At 71.6% G+C, this 16,269-nt stretch carries 21 protein-coding genes; 8 read left to right on the forward strand and 13 right to left on the reverse strand.

Features of this window, described 5'->3' with window-relative positions; genetic code table 11:
• Positions 1-86: 86 nt before the first annotated feature.
• The 4 genes from ACFYZB_RS14305 to ACFYZB_RS14320 all read left to right on the forward strand — a co-directional run bounded on the left by ACFYZB_RS14305 (position 87) and on the right by ACFYZB_RS14320 (position 5,092).
• A complete protein-coding gene (locus ACFYZB_RS14305; RefSeq protein ID WP_351208125.1) occupies positions 87-872 on the forward strand; it encodes a hypothetical protein in 786 nt (261 codons plus the stop codon).
• Positions 869-2,119, forward strand: coding sequence for an ATP-binding protein (locus ACFYZB_RS14310; protein WP_388758239.1), 1,251 nt, complete (start codon positions 869-871; stop codon positions 2,117-2,119). The genes ACFYZB_RS14305 and ACFYZB_RS14310 overlap by 4 nt, the downstream gene beginning before the upstream one ends.
• 86 nt (positions 2,120-2,205) lie before the next feature.
• Positions 2,206-3,567, forward strand: coding sequence for an FtsW/RodA/SpoVE family cell cycle protein (locus tag ACFYZB_RS14315; protein ID WP_388758241.1), 1,362 nt, complete (start codon positions 2,206-2,208; stop codon positions 3,565-3,567).
• Between the two features lie 67 nt (positions 3,568-3,634).
• Positions 3,635-5,092, forward strand: coding sequence for a penicillin-binding transpeptidase domain-containing protein (locus tag ACFYZB_RS14320; protein WP_388758590.1), 1,458 nt, complete (start codon positions 3,635-3,637; stop codon positions 5,090-5,092).
• 43 nt (positions 5,093-5,135) lie between these two features.
• Here ACFYZB_RS14320 and ACFYZB_RS14325 read toward each other — a convergent pair whose 3' ends face one another.
• Together ACFYZB_RS14325 and ACFYZB_RS14330 are read right to left on the reverse strand one after the other, a co-directional pair.
• The gene (locus tag ACFYZB_RS14325) at positions 5,136-5,999 is read right to left on the reverse strand and encodes a hypothetical protein (protein WP_388758592.1); all 864 of its coding nucleotides are present in this window, start codon (positions 5,997-5,999) and stop codon (positions 5,136-5,138) included.
• Between the two features lie 49 nt (positions 6,000-6,048).
• Complete coding sequence (locus tag ACFYZB_RS14330; protein ID WP_351208122.1) at positions 6,049-7,158, reverse strand: ferritin-like domain-containing protein; 1,110 nt, start codon at positions 7,156-7,158, stop codon at positions 6,049-6,051.
• A 123-nt stretch (positions 7,159-7,281) separates the two neighbouring features.
• On the opposite strand from ACFYZB_RS14330, the gene ACFYZB_RS14335 reads away from it, so the two are divergent.
• From ACFYZB_RS14335 to ACFYZB_RS14350, 4 genes are all read left to right on the forward strand, one after another.
• Positions 7,282-8,220, forward strand: coding sequence for a diiron oxygenase (locus ACFYZB_RS14335; RefSeq protein WP_388758243.1), 939 nt, complete (start codon positions 7,282-7,284; stop codon positions 8,218-8,220).
• A 46-nt stretch (positions 8,221-8,266) separates the two neighbouring features.
• Positions 8,267-8,917, forward strand: a complete 651-nt coding sequence (locus tag ACFYZB_RS14340; protein WP_388758245.1) for a TetR/AcrR family transcriptional regulator — start codon at positions 8,267-8,269, stop codon at positions 8,915-8,917.
• 10 nt (positions 8,918-8,927) lie between these two features.
• Positions 8,928-9,230 carry a hypothetical protein gene (locus tag ACFYZB_RS14345; protein WP_351208119.1) on the forward strand — a complete coding sequence of 101 codons (303 nt, stop codon included), beginning with the start codon at positions 8,928-8,930 and terminating at the stop codon, positions 9,228-9,230.
• Positions 9,231-9,353: 123 nt separating this feature from the next.
• Positions 9,354-10,406 carry a C40 family peptidase gene (locus tag ACFYZB_RS14350; RefSeq protein WP_388758247.1) on the forward strand — a complete coding sequence of 351 codons (1,053 nt, stop codon included), beginning with the start codon at positions 9,354-9,356 and terminating at the stop codon, positions 10,404-10,406.
• Positions 10,407-10,518: 112 nt separating this feature from the next.
• On the opposite strand, the gene ACFYZB_RS14355 is transcribed toward ACFYZB_RS14350, so the two are convergent.
• The 11 genes from ACFYZB_RS14355 to ACFYZB_RS14405 form a co-directional block, all read right to left on the reverse strand.
• Positions 10,519-11,757 carry a tyrosine-type recombinase/integrase gene (locus ACFYZB_RS14355; protein ID WP_388758249.1) on the reverse strand — a complete coding sequence of 413 codons (1,239 nt, stop codon included), beginning with the start codon at positions 11,755-11,757 and terminating at the stop codon, positions 10,519-10,521.
• Positions 11,757-11,954, reverse strand: coding sequence for a helix-turn-helix transcriptional regulator (locus ACFYZB_RS14360; RefSeq protein ID WP_388758251.1), 198 nt, complete (start codon positions 11,952-11,954; stop codon positions 11,757-11,759). Before ACFYZB_RS14360 ends, ACFYZB_RS14355 begins: the two co-directional genes overlap by 1 nt.
• 2 nt (positions 11,955-11,956) lie before the next feature.
• Positions 11,957-13,348, reverse strand: coding sequence for a replication initiator protein RepSA (gene repSA, locus ACFYZB_RS14365; protein WP_388758253.1), 1,392 nt, complete (start codon positions 13,346-13,348; stop codon positions 11,957-11,959).
• A gap of 4 nt (positions 13,349-13,352) precedes the next feature.
• The gene (locus ACFYZB_RS14370; protein WP_388758255.1) at positions 13,353-13,559 is read right to left on the reverse strand and encodes a hypothetical protein; all 207 of its coding nucleotides are present in this window, start codon (positions 13,557-13,559) and stop codon (positions 13,353-13,355) included.
• Positions 13,559-13,738 (reverse strand): hypothetical protein, encoded by a 180-nt coding sequence (locus ACFYZB_RS14375; protein ID WP_388758257.1) that lies wholly within the window; start codon positions 13,736-13,738, stop codon positions 13,559-13,561. The genes ACFYZB_RS14370 and ACFYZB_RS14375 overlap by 1 nt, the downstream gene beginning before the upstream one ends.
• Positions 13,739-13,830: 92 nt before the next feature.
• Entirely contained in the window at positions 13,831-14,376 is a 546-nt protein-coding gene (locus ACFYZB_RS14380; RefSeq protein WP_388758259.1) for a GGDEF domain-containing protein, read from the reverse strand.
• Between the two features lie 5 nt (positions 14,377-14,381).
• Positions 14,382-14,687, reverse strand: coding sequence for a SpdD protein (locus ACFYZB_RS14385; protein ID WP_388758261.1), 306 nt, complete (start codon positions 14,685-14,687; stop codon positions 14,382-14,384).
• Positions 14,688-14,710: 23 nt separating this feature from the next.
• Complete coding sequence (locus ACFYZB_RS14390; protein ID WP_361193809.1) at positions 14,711-14,866, reverse strand: hypothetical protein; 156 nt, start codon at positions 14,864-14,866, stop codon at positions 14,711-14,713.
• A gap of 14 nt (positions 14,867-14,880) precedes the next feature.
• On the reverse strand, positions 14,881-15,069 hold the full coding sequence (locus ACFYZB_RS14395) for a mobile element transfer protein (RefSeq protein ID WP_388758263.1): 189 nt from the start codon (positions 15,067-15,069) through the stop codon (positions 14,881-14,883).
• 20 nt (positions 15,070-15,089) lie between these two features.
• Positions 15,090-15,755, reverse strand: coding sequence for a DUF2637 domain-containing protein (locus ACFYZB_RS14400; protein ID WP_388758265.1), 666 nt, complete (start codon positions 15,753-15,755; stop codon positions 15,090-15,092).
• Positions 15,755-16,237 carry a hypothetical protein gene (locus tag ACFYZB_RS14405; protein ID WP_388758267.1) on the reverse strand — a complete coding sequence of 161 codons (483 nt, stop codon included), beginning with the start codon at positions 16,235-16,237 and terminating at the stop codon, positions 15,755-15,757. The genes ACFYZB_RS14400 and ACFYZB_RS14405 overlap by 1 nt, the downstream gene beginning before the upstream one ends.
• Positions 16,238-16,269: the final 32 nt, after the last annotated feature.

The raw sequence follows: 16,269 nt of genomic DNA on the forward strand, positions 1-16,269 counted from the left end.
AGTACTTACATCGGAATTTACTCGTCTACGCATAAGGTGTACGGGGCCCCGAGCGACCCCAGTGACCCCGACACCCCAGGAGCACCGTGCCAGCCCGCCGTCCCGCGCGCACCGCCCTCACCGCGGCCGCCGTCGCCCTCCTGTCGATGACGGCGGTGGCCTGCGGGGACGCCGGCGGGCTGCGGGGCGCGGGCGCCACCCCTGCCGCCGTCAGCCCCGCCAAGCTCTGGCCGGACCTGCGCCCCGCGTCCAGTCCGGCCTACCCCTACGACGTGGCGACCAGGGAGGTCGTGAAGGGCGTCACGGTGCCCGGCGACGACATCCGCGAGGTGGACCCGGTGGACGTGGTCGAGGCCGAGGTCAGGGCGCACCCGGACGACTACGGGTCGAAGGGGGCCTACCACGCGACCGTGGAGCGGCTGAAGGACTGCCGGCCGGGCGGCGACCGGGCCCGCTGCCCACTGCTGACGCCGTACTACCGGGACCTCACCGGTGACGGCCGGGACGACATGACGCTGGGCTTCCGGCTCTACCCGACCAACCAGACGGGGGTGCGGGTCTACACCGTAGAGAAGCACAAACTGGTGCAGGTGCTGGCCGACAACGACGCGATCCTCGGTGTGGAGCTGGCCGGCCGTTCGCTGATCGAGCGCTCACCGGCCGACATCTCCGGCTACGAGTACCGCACGACCTGGGTGTGGGACCCGGGGCAGCGCGCGATGGTGTTCTCCCGCGACGAATACCTGCACACCGGCAAGGGCCGGCGCCCCAAGAAGGCCTCTCCCTCCCCCTCGCCGTCCCTCTCGTCCTCCGCCGCCTCCTCCTCCGCCGCCTCCTCCCCCGCCGCCTTCTCCTCGGCGAGCGCGCGATGAGGCTCGCACTGCCCCGCTGGGCGGGCCCGCTCGCCGTGAAGGCGGCGGCGTTCATCACGGTCATGTGCTGTGCGCTGGCCGCGCTGCTCGGCGTCCTGGTGCACGTCTCGGTGACCAACCAGACCGTCGGCCAGGCCCGCAACACGGCCCTGTCCCGGCTCGCGGACGCCACCGCGGACTACGAGGCCGGGGACGCGCTGATGCCGAACGCCGGAGTGGACCCCCAGGGGCTGCCCGCGCCGCTGCGCGCCATGGCGGCGGCCGGCGAGCGCGGCACCATCGTCTCCACTCATGACGGACGCCCGACCATGTGGGCGGCGGGCCCGGTGGCCGGACATCGGGCGCTCGCCGTGGCGGTCGACTACACGCAGCAGTCGCGCACCATCAGCGGACTGGACAACTCGATCCTGTGGTCCTCGGTGCTCGCGATCGGGGCGACGGTGGTGGTCGGCGTGTTCGCGGTGACCCGGGTGACCCGCCGGCTGCACGGCACGGCACGGGTGGCCCGGCGGATCAGCGCGGGCGACCTGGACGCGCGCGTCGAGGACCCCCGTACGAAGGATCCGTCCCGCCCGCAGGACGAGGTGGCCGCGGTGGCGGCGGCGCTGGACTCCATGGCGTCGAGCCTGCAGGGCAAGCTGCTGAGCGAGCAGCGGTTCACCGCGGACGTCGCGCATGAACTGCGCACTCCGCTGACCGGGCTGCACGCGGCGGCGGAGCTGCTGCCGCCGGGGCGGCCGACGGAGCTGGTGCGGGACCGGGTGGCGGCGCTGCGCACCCTCACCGAGGACCTGCTGGAGATCTCCCGGCTGGACACGGGGCGGGAGAAGCCGGCGGTGGACACCGAGGAGCTGGGGGCGCTGGCCCGGCGGGTGGTACGGGCCTCGGGCACCGACACCGAGGTGCGTGTCCTGGCCGACGCGCGGGTGGAGACCGACCGGCGGCGGCTGGAGCGGGTGCTGGGGAACCTGGTGGCGAACGCCCACAAGCACGGGGCTCCGCCGGTGGTTCTGACGGTCAACGGGGCCGTGGTGACCGTCCGCGATCACGGGGCCGGATACCCGGAGTATCTGGTGGCCCACGGACCGCAGCGGTTCCGTACGGAGGGCGGGGCCACCGGGCACGGGCTCGGGCTGACCATCGCGGTGGGGCAGGCGGAGGTCCTGGGAGCGCGGTTGTTCTTCGCGAACGCGGTGGACGGTGGGGCCGTCGCCACGCTGGTCCTGCCCGTGGGTGAGGTCCGGTAGCGGGATCGGGACCACTCGGAGACACCCCGGCGCCCCTTTGGGGCGCGCCCAGCACACAAGACGCCCTATTTGGGTAGTTTCCCGGCATGACCAAGGCCGGAACCACCGTGGCGGCGGCGCAGGCTCCCGCAGCCGTCGTACGCCTCCCCCGGCGCCGTGGCATCGAACTCGCCCTGATCCTGCTGTCCGTCCTGCTGTCCGTGTACGGCTACTGCGCGGTGGGGCTGGCGCGGACCGGGACCGTCCCGCCCGGGGCCGTCGGTTACGGCGCCGGGCTCGGCGTGCTCGCGCTGTGCGCGCACATCGCGGTGCGCGTCCGGGCGCCGTACGCCGACCCGCTGTTCCTGCCGATCGGGGTGCTGCTCAACGGGCTCGGGCTGGTCCTGATCTACCGGCTGGACCGGGAGACCACGCACGACCAGGCGGCCCCGGCCCAGCTCGTGTGGTCCACGCTCGGCATCGGGCTGTTCATCGGTGTCGTGCTGGTGCTGCGCGACCACCGGGTGCTGCAGCGGTACGCGTACGTGTGCGTGGCCGCCGCGCTCGGGCTGCTCGCGCTGCCGATCCTGTTCCCGGCGGTCAACGGGGCCCGGATCTGGATCCGGCTGGCCGGATTCTCCATCCAGCCGGGCGAGTTCGCGAAGGTGCTGCTCGCGGTGTTCTTCGCCGCCTACCTGGCCGCCAACCGCAACGCGCTCGCGTACACGGGCCGCCGGCTGTGGCGGCTGCAGTTCCCGACCGGCCGGGTGCTCGGGCCGATCGTGACGATCTGGCTGCTGAGCGTCGGGGTGCTGGTCCTGGAGCGGGACCTCGGCACCTCGCTGCTGTTCTTCGGGCTGTTCGTGGTGCTGCTGTACGTCGCCACGGGGCGCACGGGCTGGCTCGCGGTCGGCCTGCTGCTCGCCGTGCTCGGTGCGGTGGCCGTCGGGCGGACGGAGCCGCATGTGCACCAGCGGATCGTGGACTGGCTGCACCCCTTCGCCACCATCGAGGCCGGGCAGGGACCGAACCAGCTCTCCCAGTCGCTGTTCGCCTTCGCGGCCGGCGGGGTGCTCGGCACCGGGCTCGGGCGCGGGCACTCCGTCCTCATCGGCTTCGCAGCCAAGTCGGACTTCATCCTGGCCACGGCGGGCGAGGAGCTGGGCCTCGCGGGGCTCGCGGCGATCATCCTGCTGTACGCGCTGCTGGTGGAGCGCGGCTACCGGGCGGGCCTCGCCCTGCGCGAGCCCTTCGGCCGGCTGCTCGCGGTCGGGCTGGCCTCGATCCTGGCGCTGCAGGTCTTCGTGATCGCGGGCGGGGTCACGGGGCTGATCCCGCTGACCGGCATGGCGATGCCGTTCCTCGCCCAGGGCGGCTCCTCGGTGGTCACCAACTGGACGATCGTGGCGCTGCTGATCCGGGTGAGCGACTCGGCGCGCAACCAGTACGACGGGCGGGAGGCACCGTGAGCGACCGCAGCGGGCGGGAGACACAACCGTGACCGAGTACGGCGGCTTCCACGAGGGCGGGCGGCCGATGGCGCGCTACATCCGGCACGCCTGCGCGTTCTGCACGCTGCTGCTGGCGGCGCTGCTGGTCAACGCGGCCCGGGTGCAGGTGGTGCAGTCCCGGGTCTACGACGACAACCCGGCCAACCGGCGCCCCGAGATCGCCCGTTACGGCCAGCCGCGCGGCAACATCCTGGTCGGCGACGAGCCGGTCACCGGCTCCGTGGACACCGGCGAGCAACTGCGCTACGAACGCACCTACCGGAACGGTCCGTTGTACGCCCCGGTCACCGGCTTCTCCTCGCAGTCGTACGGCACCACGTTCCTGGAGCACGCCGGGGACGGGGTGCTCTCCGGCACGGATCCGATGCTGTCGCCGCTGCCGCTGTGGAACGACATGACACGCCGGCTCAGTCCGGCCGGGAACGTCGTCACCACGCTGAACCGGCGCGCGCAGGAGGCGGCGTACCGGGGGCTGGCCGGGCGCAAGGGCGCGGTGGCCGCGATCGACCCGGCCACGGGCCGCGTCCTGGCGCTGGTGTCGAGTCCGTCGTACGACCCCGGGGTGCTCTCCGGCAACGGTGAGGCGGTGACCTCGGCGTGGGCGCGGCTCAACCACGACCCGGAGAAGCCGATGCTCAACCGGGCGGTGCGGCAGACCTATCCGCCGGGGTCGACGTTCAAGGTGGTCACCGCGGCGGCGGCGCTGGACGCGGGTGTGGTCACCGACCTGGACGCGCGCACCGACTCCCCCGACCCCTACCGGCTGCCCGGCACCACGACCCGGCTGACCAACGAGGCCGACGGCTGCCGGGACGCCTCGCTGCGGTCGGCCTTCGAGTGGTCGTGCAACACGGTGTTCGCCAAGCTGGGCGTGGACGTCGGGGTGCGCAACATGGTGGCCACGGCACGGGCGTTCGGGTTCGGCGACACCGGGCTGCGGATCCCCTTCTCCGTCGCGCCCAGCACCTTCGACCCGCACGTGGACCGGGCGCAGCTGGCGCTGGCCTCGATCGGGCAGTACAACACGCGGGCCACTCCGCTGCAGATGGCGATGGTCGCGGCGGCCGTCGCGGACCGCGGGCAGCTGCGGTCGCCGTACCTGGTGGAACGGACGACCCGGAGGAGCGGTGAGACGGTGTCCGGGAGCGGGCCGCATCCGGTGCGGCAGGTGATGAACCCCTCGACGGCCGAACGGCTGAAGGGGCTGATGGCCGATGCGGTCCGGGAGGGCACCGGCACCCGGGCGGCCATTCCCGGCGCCCTGGTCGGCGGCAAGACCGGCACCGCGCAGCACGGGGTCGGCAACTCCGGTGTGCCGTACGCCTGGTTCGTCTCCTGGGCGCAGGCCGACAACTCCCTGGATCCGCAGGTGGCGGTCGCGGTGGTGGTGGAGGACGCCTCGGCGAACCGGGGCGAGATCAGCGGCGGCGGCAACGCGGCCCCGATCGCACGGGATGTGATGCGAGCGGTCCTCGGCCGGTGAGCACCGGCCGCATCACATCCCGGGGGGCCCGGTGGCCGGCCGGTCAGCCGATCGGCTTGACCGCCTCGGAGCGGATCGTGAGGGTGTTCTTCGCGAACTCCTGCAGGTCGATGTCCGAGGGGCTCTGCGAGGAGTCCGCGTTCACGGTGGCGACCGTGGCGCCCGTGTTGCCGTCGGCCCAGGCGCACATGGGCATGGTCATCTTCGTGCCCAGCTGCACCTGCGTCACCACCTCGCAGCTGATCGTCACGCCGTTCAGGTCGAAGTCCTTCGGGGGGACGGCGACCTTGGCGTTGTCGCCCTCGGCGGCGCCCTTCATCATGTTCCTGCGGGCGGCGTCGGTGTTCTTGAACCGGCCGTACATGCCCGAGATCACCAGGGTGCCCTTGCTCGTGTCACCGTCCGCGCCGTACGTGCCGACCACACCGTGCAGGTCCTTGGCGTCCCAGGCGCCGTTCGCCTCGTCCTCGATCTTCTTGCCCTCGGAGTCGGAGAGGTCCTGGGCGAGCCGGTACCTCCCGTCGAGCAGCGTCCGGGGCAGCGTGAGCTTGTTCTTCGCCTCGGGGAAGCCGCTGTCCACCGCCATCCCGAGCACGGCGAGCACCACGACGACCGCCACGACGACGCCGCCCACGATCCCGAGGATCAGCCCGACCCGCCGCTTCTTCGGCAGCGGGGCCATGGGCGGCGCACCCCAGCCCGGGTACGGCTGCTGGGCGTAGGGCTGGGGCGGGTACGGCTGCTGCTGCGGGTACGGGGAGCCGTACGGCCCGGGGGCCTGCGCGGGCTGCCGGCCGTACGGCCCGGGGGCGGCCCGCGGGGGCGGGCCGTAGGGGTTCGGCGGCTGCTGGGGGCCGTGGGGGTACGGCTGGCCGTTCGGGTACGGCTGCTGCGGTGGCGGAGGCATGGACACGCCCGCACGCTACTGCACCCGGGTGACCGGCCCGACAGCCGCCTCAGCCCTCCGCCGACCCCGCCTCGATGGCCTCCTGCACCTCCGCCACCCGCGCCCGCTCCTCCGCGGCGAACCGCTGTGCGTCCAACTGCTCGGCCAGCTCCTCGTCCTGGGCCATCAGCAGGTCCAGACTGGAGTCGCCCATCTCGAAGACGCCCATGTCGACATAGGCCTCCTGCAGTCGCTTGCCCCACAGGCCGATGTCCTTGACGCAGGGCACGATCCGGCTGAACAGCAGCTTGCGGAAGAGCTGGAGGAACTCGGAGCGCTCGCTCAGCGCCTCCGCCTCGGCCTTGGGGATGCCGAAGTTCTCCAGGACCTCCACGCCCCGGAGCCGGTCGCGCATCAGATAGCAGCCCTCGATGACGAACTCCTCGCGCTCGCGGAGTTCGGCGTCGGTGAGCTGCTTGTAGTAGTCCCTGAGCGCCAGCCGGCCGAAGGCGACGTGCCGGGCCTCGTCCTGCATGACGTAGGTCAGGATCTGCTGGGGCAGCGGCTTGTCGGTGGTGTCCCGGATCATCCCGAAGGCGGCCAGCGCCAGCCCCTCGATGAGGACCTGCATGCCCAGGTAGGGCATGTCCCAGCGGCTGTCCCGGAGCGTGTCGCCGAGCAGGGACTGCAGGTTGTCGTTGATCGGGTAGACGAGCCCTATCTTCTCGTGCAGGAAGCGGCCGTAGATCTCGGCGTGCCGGGCCTCGTCCATGGTCTGGGTCGCGGAGTAGAACTTGGCGTCCAGGTCGGGCACCGACTCCACGATCCGCGCGGCGCAGATCATCGCGCCCTGCTCGCCGTGCAGGAACTGGCTGAACTGCCAGGAGGCGTAGTGCCGCCGCAGCTCGCCCTTGTCCTTCTCGGTCATCCTGTCCCAGTACCGCGTGCCGTAGAGGGTCATCGCCTCGTCGGGCGTGCCGAGCGCGTCGTACGGGTCGACCTCCAGGTCCCAGTCGATGCGCTGCTGCCCGTCCCACTGCTTGTCCTTGCCCTTCTGGTAGAGGGCGAGCAGGCGTTCGCGGCCGTCGTCGTACTCCCAGCTGAACCGGGCGGCGCCGCTCGCGGGCACCTGCCAGGGGGAGTCACCGGGGTCGTTGGCGTACAGGTCATGGGTCGGCATACCCCGCAGGCTCACACGTAGACGCGAAGTCAACAAGTCATGCGCAAGGGATTGACTGCCTTGCTGACAGGCAGTCTCATAAGGGCAAGGACGACTACCCCCCGGTAACGAGGTGAGGGAGCCATGACGACCCTGACGGAAGCGGACGCGCTGGACGGTCTGCGCGATGCACTCGGCCTGCTCAAGGACCGGGAGCAGGTGGCCGAACGGCTGCTCGTCTCCTCCGCCAAGCACTCCTTCGACCCGGACAGGGAGCTGGACTGGGACGCGCCCTTCGAGGAGGGCAAGTGGTTCTGGCCGCCGGAGCTGGTCTCGCTCTACGGCACGCCGATGTGGCAGCGGATGAGCGAGGAGCAGCGGATCCTGCTCTCCCAGCACGAGGCGGCGGCACTGGCCTCGCTCGGCATCTGGTTCGAGATCATCCTGATGCAGCTGCTGGTCCGGCACATCTACGACAAGGCGGCGACGAGCGCGCACGTCCGCTACGCCCTCACCGAGATCGAGGACGAGTGCCGGCACTCCAAGATGTTCGCGCGCCTCATCTCGCACGGCGGCACGCCCTGGTACCCGGTCGCCAGGGTCCACCAGAACCTCGGCCGCCTCTTCAAGACCATCTCCACCACGCCCGGTTCCTTCACCGCCACGCTGCTCGGCGAGGAGGTCCTGGACTGGATGCAGCGGCTGACCTTCCCGGACGAGCGGATCCAGCCGCTGATCCGGGGCGTCACCCGCATCCACGTGGTCGAGGAGGCCCGGCACGTCCGGTACGCCCGCGAGGAGCTGCGGCGCCAGATGGTGACGGCGCCGAAGTGGTCCCAGGAGTTCACGAGGATCACGTCCGGTGAGTTCGCGCGGGTCTTCTCGGTCGCCTTCGTCAACCCCGAGGTGTACACGAACGTCGGGCTCGACAAGCGGGAGGCCATGGCCCAGGTGCGGGCGAGCGGACACCGGCGGGAGGTCATGCAGACGGGGGCGAAGCGGTTGACGGACTTCCTGGACGACATCGGCGTGCTCCGGGGTGTGGGGCGCCGGCTGTGGAGGTCGTCCGGGCTGCTGGCGTAGGTCCGGGCCGGGCGGCTCCCCGAGCGGAGCGATTAGGCTGCGGCACATGACCCCCGCCGCGACCCCCGCCTACCGCCGGCTCAGCGTCGAGGAGCGGCGAAGTCAGCTGCTCGGTGCCGCTCTGTCGCTCTTCGCTCACCGCGCCCCCGAGGACGTGTCGCTGGACGACGTGGCGGAGGCCGCCGGAGTGTCGCGCCCCCTGGTGTACCGGTACTTCCCGGGCGGCAAGCAGCAGCTGTACGAGGCCGCGCTGCGCTCCGCCGCGGAAGAGCTGCAGCTGTGTTTCGACGAGCCCCGCGAAGGGCCCCTGCTGCCCCGCCTGTCCCGCGCCCTGGACCGGTATCTGAGCTTCGTCGACCAGCACGACACCGGGTTCAGCGCGCTGCTCCAGGGCGGCAGCGTGGTGGAGACGTCCCGGACGACCGCCATCGTGGACGGGGTGCGGCGGGCCGCCGCCGAGCACATCTACAGCCATCTCGGGGTCGCCGAGCCCGGTCCCCGGCTGCGGATGACCGTACGGACCTGGATCACGGCCGTGGAGGCGGCCTCCCTGATCTGGCTCGACGAGGACAAGCAGCCCCCGGTGGAGGAGCTGCGCGCCTGGCTGGTGGAGCAGTTCGTGGCCGTCCTCACGGTCACCGCGGGCCGGGACCCGCAGACGGCCGCCGTCGTCAGCGCGCTCGGCGAGGATGGCTGAGACTTGAGCCGTGAAGAGTGAGGACACCCCCTTCGAGGGCGGCCCCATGGACGGGCGCGTGCTGCCGGTCATGGTCGGGCCCACCGGACACCCGCCGAAGACGTACCGCATCCCCGTGCCGGACCCGGACGGCGGCCCGCCCACCGTGCTCGTCTACCGCCGGGTGCCCAGGGGGCACAGCAAGCGGCTGGGGCTGACCCAGGGGTGGAAGTACCAGTACGACCCGGACGACACCTCCGGCGGACGGCTCAGATGGCCCTGGTCGAAACCGGCCGCCAGGCCGCCCGGTGGGCCGGGCGCCACGAACGAGTGACAGCTTGCGCCGAACCGCGCACGCCGGGAGCGCGCCCCGCACGGATACATCTGATAATCGCGGTGCGATAGGAGGCGAACAGCCCGCCCGCCGGGATTCCCTCCCCGCACCCGAGGTGATGACGTGTCAGGAATGCTTGCACGCCTGGCCTGTACGACCGCGCTGGCGGCCCAGGCCGTCCTCGTGCCCGCACCCGCCGCGGCCGCGCCGGACCCGCACCGCTCCGTGCCCCAGCTGCTGACGGAGCTTCAGCGGCTGTACCGCCAGGCCGAACAGGCCACCGAGGCCTACAACGCCACCGCCGAGAAGCTGAAGCGGCGGCGCGCCGAGGTGGCCCGCCTGGACGGTGAACTGGCGCGCGCCCGGATCGCCCTGCAGGACAGCCGGAGCGACGCCGGCCGGCTGGCCCGCCGGCAGTACCAGGGCGCCGACGGCCTGGGCCCGTACGTCCGCGTGCTGCTGGCCCCCGATCCACAGGCCGCGCTGGACGAGAGCCATGTCATCGGCGAGCTGGCCCGCACGCAGGCCCGCACGGTGCACCGGCTGACCGCCGCGGAGAAGGAGCGGGACACCCTGGCCCGGGCGGCCCGCAGGGCCCTGGACGCCCAGCTCACCCTCGCCGACCGGCAGCGCGGACAGCGCGACGACGTGCAGAGGAGGCTGACCGGTGTGGAGCGCCTGCTGGCCTCCCTCACCCCGGCCCAGCTGGCCGCGGTCACCGCGCTGGAACAGCGGGGCGCGGCCGCCGCCCAGCAGCAACTCGCCGCCTCCGGCTCCCTCCCCGCGAACCGTCCCGCCTCCGCCGAGGGCGCCCGCGCGGTCCGCTACGCCCTGTACCAGCTCGGCAAGCCGTACATGTGGGGTGCGCAGGGCCCCGGCGCCTACGACTGCTCGGGCCTCACCTCCCAGGCCTGGGAGTACGCGGGCAGATCCATCCCCCGCACCAGCCAGGAGCAGTGGCAGCGCCTGAAGCGGATCCCGCTCGGCGAGCTCCGCCCCGGTGACCTGGTGGTGTACTTCCCGGACGCGACCCACGTGGCGATGTACGTCGGCGACGGCAAGGTGGTACAGGCACCGAGACCCGGAGCGAACGTCGAGCTGTCACCGCTGGCGTCCAATCCGGTGCTCGGTGCCGTACGACCGGACGCTCAGGCCCCAGTGACCGAGGACAGGTAGGCCGCCGTCTTCTCCGGCTCAGAGAAGCAAGTCGACGGCCCCGCAAGGCTTCTACCAGCGGATTCCACCGAACTGGTCAGCCTTCACGGGGCCGTGGGCCGTCTGTGGGCCGTCAGACTGGACGTTGAGCCTTGGCATAGACCGTCGCGATTGCCGTCCGGGTTCGCTCCTGGCTGCTCGGCATGAGGTGCGCGTAGATCCGTAGCGTCAGGGCGGCGTTACTGTGCCCGAGGTACTCGCTGACCGCCTTGATGCTCTCCCCGCCGTCCAGGAGCGCGGACGCGTAGAAGTGCCTCAGCGCATGCATGCCGTGCTCGCGAGCCGCCGCGTAACCAGCCGCCTTGGTCTCCGGCTCCGGGATGACGCCGGCCGCGACGAGCGCAGGCTTCCATGCCTCCTCGTTGAGGGAGGTACGCCACACATGGTTGCCCCCAGGCGCCATGAAGATGAGCCGCCGGGTCACCTTCGGCCCGTCCGGCGTCTTCCAGGGCAGCGTGATCTCGACCGGCGGGAACTGCTTCATGTGGGCTCTGAGCGCGTCGGCCACGGGACCGGGAAGCGGTACGTCCCTGGTCTTGCCGCCCTTGGGCAGCGCGAACACGGGCTTGCTCCGACTGAGCTTGAGTTGCTGCACCACGTGCAGCGTGTCGGACTCGAAGTCGATCGCATCCACGGCGATTCCCAGGATCTCCCCCTGGCGCATGCCGCAACCCGCGCCCAGGTCAACCATGGCCCGGTACCGTTCCGGCATCGCTGCCTGTACAGCGAACACCCGCTCAGCCGACCAGGGAACCACGCGCTTGGGCTCAAGCGCCGGCGGCTTCACGGATCGAGCGGAGACCGGGTTACGGCTCAGGTATCCGTCATCAACAGCGGCGCTCAGGGCCGCTCGCACGTTCGCGTAGATGATCCGGCCGTACGAGCCGGGCACGCTGGCTTCGAGCGCTGCCACCCACTCTCGGATGTGCTCCGGCTTGAAGGATCCGAGCGGGCGCCTGCCGATGTATGGGAACGCGTGTAGCCGGAGTTGGGAGTTCATCGACTCGATCGTGTTCGGGTCGGCTCCGAGAGTGGTGAGCCACTTCTCGGTGTACTCCTGAAAGGTCACCTTGGCCGCATTTGGGTCGACGTAGTGACCGGTCGCCATGTCCGCTTGGGTGCGCTCCAGCCACCGCTCAGCCTCCCGCTTCTTGCGATCAGGAAAGCTCTTGGACTTCTCGGTTCCGTCCGGGCCGACGTACCGAGCCCGGTAGCGCATGCCGGTGCCGTAGCGCTCGCTCTTGACCCGCACGGGCTTGCCGTTCGGCCCGGTCTCGGTCTTGTACCAGCGATCTTGGATGTGCCCAGCCATCAGGCAGCCTCCCCAAGCTGAGAGTCCACCCAGGCCCGCACATCACTGGGGTCAAAGCGCAGGTGCCGACCGACCCGGAAGCCGCGGGGACCGGTGCGCTTGCGGCGCCACTGGTACACCGTCTCGACGCTGGGCAGTTCGAACATCTCGACCAGGTCCTCAGGGGTCAGGAACCGGTTCGGCAGGTCTGAGGCCATGGTCAGCAGTTCCTTTCGTCGGCGAGCAGGGCGGGTAGTTCCTCGCGGGCGATCTCGCGGTTGTGCTGGATATCGCGGCGGATGTTGGCGGCGAGCCAGGACTCACCGGGGGTGTGGCCGTGGCCGGCGTAGGTCCAGTGAGCGAGGGTGAGCGTGGTTGCCTCCGTCTCGTCGTCGGGGTCCGGCAGGCCGAGGGCGGTGCGTTGCTGGGCGGCGCGGTAGTCGGCGCGGACCTGGCGGAGGGCGCCGAGGGTGGTGGAGTACCGGCGGGACTTGGTGGAGAAATGGCCCCGGAAGCCGAGCATGTGAGCCCAGTCCCGAAGCTTTCGGTCCGGGTAAAGCGCGTGCAGGTCGAGGCACGCTTCGATCAGCCGGGCGGGGTGGTCGGGGACGCCGAGCAGCGCCAGGGCCTCTTTGCTGCCGATGCGGCGGTCCACGGTGCCGGTGGTCTCGGCGGCTTTGGTGGCGTACTTGGCGAGGTAGGAGGCGACCGCCTGTTCGGTGATCTCTTCTCCCTTGCCGAAGGCCCGGATCGGGCGCACGTCGAGCTGTTTGCCCCACGTGAGGGTGCGGGCGGGCTGGTCCCCGGCCGCGTCGATGTCGACGGCGACGCGGGCGGCTGCGGCGTGGATGGCGTCGGTGAGCAGGTCGAGGGTGGCCCAGGCCGGGGGCGGGCTGTCGGGTCCGTCGGGACCGTCGAACCGGATCACGGCGTGGAAGTGGACGGCGCCGCGCTTCTGGTACTCAGCGACCTTGCCAAAGGAGACGCGGGACTGGGCGTGGGCTTCCTTCTGCGTGAGGCCGGCACGGCGGGCGATCTCGCGGCGCAGGTAGATCGTGAAGTAGCGCCACAGGTCGGAGGCGTGGTTGTTCCACAGCACCGCGCCCGCGTAGTCGTAGGTCTCGGGGTCGAGCGGGGTGCCTAGTTCGGGCGCGTCTTCGGCGTGGTGGGTGCCGCAGCGGCAGGGCTGGTTGTCGTGCCGGTTGTGGACCAGGCCGAAGGAGGGGGCGGTGAGGGTGGCGAAGACGCGGGGGTGATCGCGGATGGTTTCGGGGGTGCCTTTGGCGGGGTCGCCGACGAGGCCGGCGCGGATGAGGTGGTAGGTGTCGCCGGCGTAGGTCCAGGCGCAGGCGGGGCAGCGGGAGGCGCGGCGGTTGCCGCAGGCGAGGCGGAGCCAGCCTCCGGGTTCGCTGTCTGTGGAGTAGGAGTGCAGGATCTGCCCGGTGGCGCGGTCGCGGGTGACGGTGGCGCCCGTCAGGCGGATCGGGTCGGAGCAGCCGCCGGTACGGCGGATCTGTTCTTGAAGGCGGTCGAAGCCGGTGGACCCGGCCAGCCTCAGCACGTCGGCGAGGGTGGTCGGGTCCAGGCCCGCCATGGTGGCGGTGTCGGTCACTTGATCACCGGCCCCAACGCCGCTTCTTGGGCGTGTTGGCGTCGTTGCTGGTCGGCCCGGACAGGTCCGTGCGGTCAGGCCGGGACGGCTTCGCGTTCCGCTGGTTGTCGTGCAGTTCGTGTGCCTTGGCAGTCTTCTTCAAGCGGTCGTAGTCGCCGTCGATCCCCTCGTAGTGGATGCGGTCGACTCCACGGCTCCAGTTGCGGGGCATCAGGCGGTCACCTCCTGCCTGCGCACGCGGCGAGCGGTGCCGGTGCCCTTGCAGGTCGGGCAGGTGACGCGGATGGTCACGCGGGAGCCGTCACGGTGGCGGGTCCCGGTGCTGATCGCGGCGATGGCGAAGCCGTCACAGTGGCGGCAGATCCGCCGGTGCGAGGCGTGCTGGGGCATGATGGGTCTCCCTTTCGGGTCCGTTGGATTTGAAGGGGTCCAGGCGCCCGGAGCGGCGGAAGTTTGGCGACCGAGGCCGCTCCGGGGGCCGCTTAGCGTGTGTTGCGCCTGCCGTGACCCTTGGCCGCGTACATCGCGGAATCGGCGGCGGAGAGCGCGTCGGTGAGGGTCGGGACGGCCAGGTGGGAGCGGTGGCAGGAGCCGACCGAGGCCGAGACCGGCAGGGCGTGTCCGTTGTGGTCGACCGGACGGTCCAAGGCGTCCCGGAGGGCGGGGAGGCCGGCCGTGTGGTCGGGGTGAGTGACGATCGCGGCGAACTCGTCCCCGCCGAGACGGGCGGCGATGCCGTGGCATCCGCACCAGGTGCTCAGGCGGCGGGCGGCTGCGGTGAGCACGGCGTCTCCGGCGGCGTGGCCGTGGGTGTCGTTGATCGCCTTGAAGTCGTCCAGGTCGACCAGGAGCACGACGGCGCCGGGGTGCCTGGCGAGGAGGCGCTCGGCGCGGGCCGTCCATCCGTCGCGGGTGTGCAGCCCGGTGAGGGGGTCGCGGCGGGCGGTGGCTAGGCGGCGCAGGAGCACCCCGCCGTGGATAGTCCAGCCGAGAGCCGGTAAGCCCGCAGCGATCAGGGTCCCGTCCATGCAGGTCACCGCCCCTTGCTCAGGTCTTTGATCAGCAGGCGCAGGACGACGGCGACCACGGCGACGGAGACGCCGGTGATGGCAACCGCCAGCAGCAGCGACACCAGGACCGCGCCAACGACGAGGACCACGGCACCGCCGCCGGCGGCGAGGGCGAGCGCGCTGCCGGGGGTGAGCTGGACAGCGGGCCGCTTCGAGGCCGGGGCGACCGGGACCGGGACCGCCTGGACGGGGGCCGGGGCGGTGGCCTGCGGCTGGATGACGGCCGAGGCCGGGGCAGTGTCCGGGGGCGGGTACTTCGGGGTGAACACGGCATGTATCCCTTCGGGTTGGATTAGTTGACGAGGGAGCCGACGACCGGGCCGAGGGCGCTGTGGGCGAGGAGGTAGCCGCCGAGGAGGAGCAGGGCCACGAGCCACCACGGCGGGCGGACGTGCTTGACGCCGAGGTAGCCGAGGCCGATCACGGCGAGCCAGAGCGGAACGTTCATGACGAGCTGTCCTCCTAGGCCTTGCAGCGGTGGGTGCGGGCGGCGAGCTCAGCGGCGGAGCGGTCGGGATAGTCGGCGGAGAAGCCGCAGCCGGGGGCGGTGCAGGCGGCGGTGTGCTTCTCACGTCCACGGCCGTCGAAGTACGTGGCGACCTGGACGGGACCGATGCGGATCACGTCGCGGAAGCGGCGATAGACGGTCACGGCGAATCCCCCCTTTGGGATCAGGCGAGTTGGAGTTGATCGGTGATGGCGCGGGTCATGTCCTCTGGCAGGCCGAGGCGGGCGGAGAGCGCGTCGGCGGGCATCGGGGACCCGGTGGAGGCCCGGTGGGCTTCGGCGAGCTTGCGGGCGTGATCCAGCAGGGCCGCCGGGACGACCGGGGCACGAACGGCGGGCTTCACGGGTGCCGGGTCCGGCGCGGGAGCCAGTTCCGGAGCCGGAGCTGGCGCGGGTTCGTCGGCGCGCTCGACCTCCACGTTCGGCACGGCCGGTTCCTCGACTTCCGGTTCGGCCGGCGCCGGGGCTGTGGCGGGCGAGTGGACGAGCAGCGTGCCGCCGAGGAAGGCCAGGGCGGGCCAGCCAGCCACGAGGATCCGCAACCACGCGGGTACCTGGTGCAGGTCGAGGAGTCCCGCGGTGGCGATGTTGGCGCCGAGCGAAGCACCCAGGGCGATGACGAACCAGGTCCAGGCCGAGCGGTCACGCCGGGCAGTCCGCAGTCGGCGCCAGGCGGCGACCAACAGCAGGTCGACGGAGACCGGGTAGGCCCAGGCCTTCCACCCGGCCTGACCAGCCGCCCCGGCCAGGTCGTGCAGGTGGGCGAAGGACAGCGCACCGGCGATGACGGCCTGGATGAGAACGGCGTCCGGGCGCAGTCGGGACGCCATCACTGCGCCCGCGGGCGGCCGTTGGCCTCGGCGATAGCCGACATGAGCAGGTCCAGGTTGGCCGCGTCCAGGCCGCTGACCGCATCCCCGAGCGGGATCCGGGCGGCCGGGTGGGCGAGGGAGGCGGCGAGCGCCAGGATGCGCAGCTCCCCGCTGGAGGCAGGCAGATCCCTCGCATCCAGGGCCTCGACGACCTTGACCCAGTCCACGCCGTACGGCGCGGGGACGGGGCCGGAGTAGTCGATGAGCAGCAGTCCGGGCCGTTCGGCCAGGCGGTTGATCCACAGACCGTGGGCGACCAGGAGGCCGATCGCGGCCCGCTGGGCGGGGACGCCGTCCGCGGTGACCGTCAGGGTGTCGGCCAGCTGGTCAGCGTCGATGGTCACCGGGCCGTTGTCGGTGTCGTACCAGGGGCAGTCACGTTCGTCGTGGTCGACGCCGGTTTCCTCGCCGTCGACGTCGCCGCAGTACTCGCAGAACATCGGGGGTTCCTTTCGGAATCAGGCATGGAGGG

This window comes from Streptomyces sp. NPDC001852, from assembly GCF_042891825.1.
In the GTDB taxonomy this organism is placed as follows: Bacteria; Actinomycetota; Actinomycetes; order Streptomycetales; family Streptomycetaceae; genus Streptomyces.

Coding starts and splice junctions, on each gene's coding strand:
- ACFYZB_RS14380 (WP_388758259.1), bottom strand. CDS start 14,376: ATGGACGGGACCCTGATCGCTGCGGGCTTACCGGCTCTCGGCTGGACT.
- ACFYZB_RS14360 (WP_388758251.1), bottom strand. CDS start 11,954: ATGGCCTCAGACCTGCCGAACCGGTTCCTGACCCCTGAGGACCTGGTC.
- ACFYZB_RS14335 (WP_388758243.1), top strand. CDS start 7,282: ATGACGACCCTGACGGAAGCGGACGCGCTGGACGGTCTGCGCGATGCA.
- ACFYZB_RS14330 (WP_351208122.1), bottom strand. CDS start 7,158: ATGCCGACCCATGACCTGTACGCCAACGACCCCGGTGACTCCCCCTGG.
- ACFYZB_RS14310 (WP_388758239.1), top strand. CDS start 869: ATGAGGCTCGCACTGCCCCGCTGGGCGGGCCCGCTCGCCGTGAAGGCG.
- ACFYZB_RS14340 (WP_388758245.1), top strand. CDS start 8,267: ATGACCCCCGCCGCGACCCCCGCCTACCGCCGGCTCAGCGTCGAGGAG.
- ACFYZB_RS14390 (WP_361193809.1), bottom strand. CDS start 14,866: ATGAACGTTCCGCTCTGGCTCGCCGTGATCGGCCTCGGCTACCTCGGC.
- ACFYZB_RS14320 (WP_388758590.1), top strand. CDS start 3,635: ATGGCGCGCTACATCCGGCACGCCTGCGCGTTCTGCACGCTGCTGCTG.
- ACFYZB_RS14355 (WP_388758249.1), bottom strand. CDS start 11,757: ATGGCTGGGCACATCCAAGATCGCTGGTACAAGACCGAGACCGGGCCG.
- ACFYZB_RS14315 (WP_388758241.1), top strand. CDS start 2,206: ATGACCAAGGCCGGAACCACCGTGGCGGCGGCGCAGGCTCCCGCAGCC.
- ACFYZB_RS14325 (WP_388758592.1), bottom strand. CDS start 5,999: ATGCCTCCGCCACCGCAGCAGCCGTACCCGAACGGCCAGCCGTACCCC.
- ACFYZB_RS14400 (WP_388758265.1), bottom strand. CDS start 15,755: ATGGCGTCCCGACTGCGCCCGGACGCCGTTCTCATCCAGGCCGTCATC.
- ACFYZB_RS14375 (WP_388758257.1), bottom strand. CDS start 13,738: ATGCCCCAGCACGCCTCGCACCGGCGGATCTGCCGCCACTGTGACGGC.
- ACFYZB_RS14405 (WP_388758267.1), bottom strand. CDS start 16,237: ATGTTCTGCGAGTACTGCGGCGACGTCGACGGCGAGGAAACCGGCGTC.
- ACFYZB_RS14370 (WP_388758255.1), bottom strand. CDS start 13,559: ATGCCCCGCAACTGGAGCCGTGGAGTCGACCGCATCCACTACGAGGGG.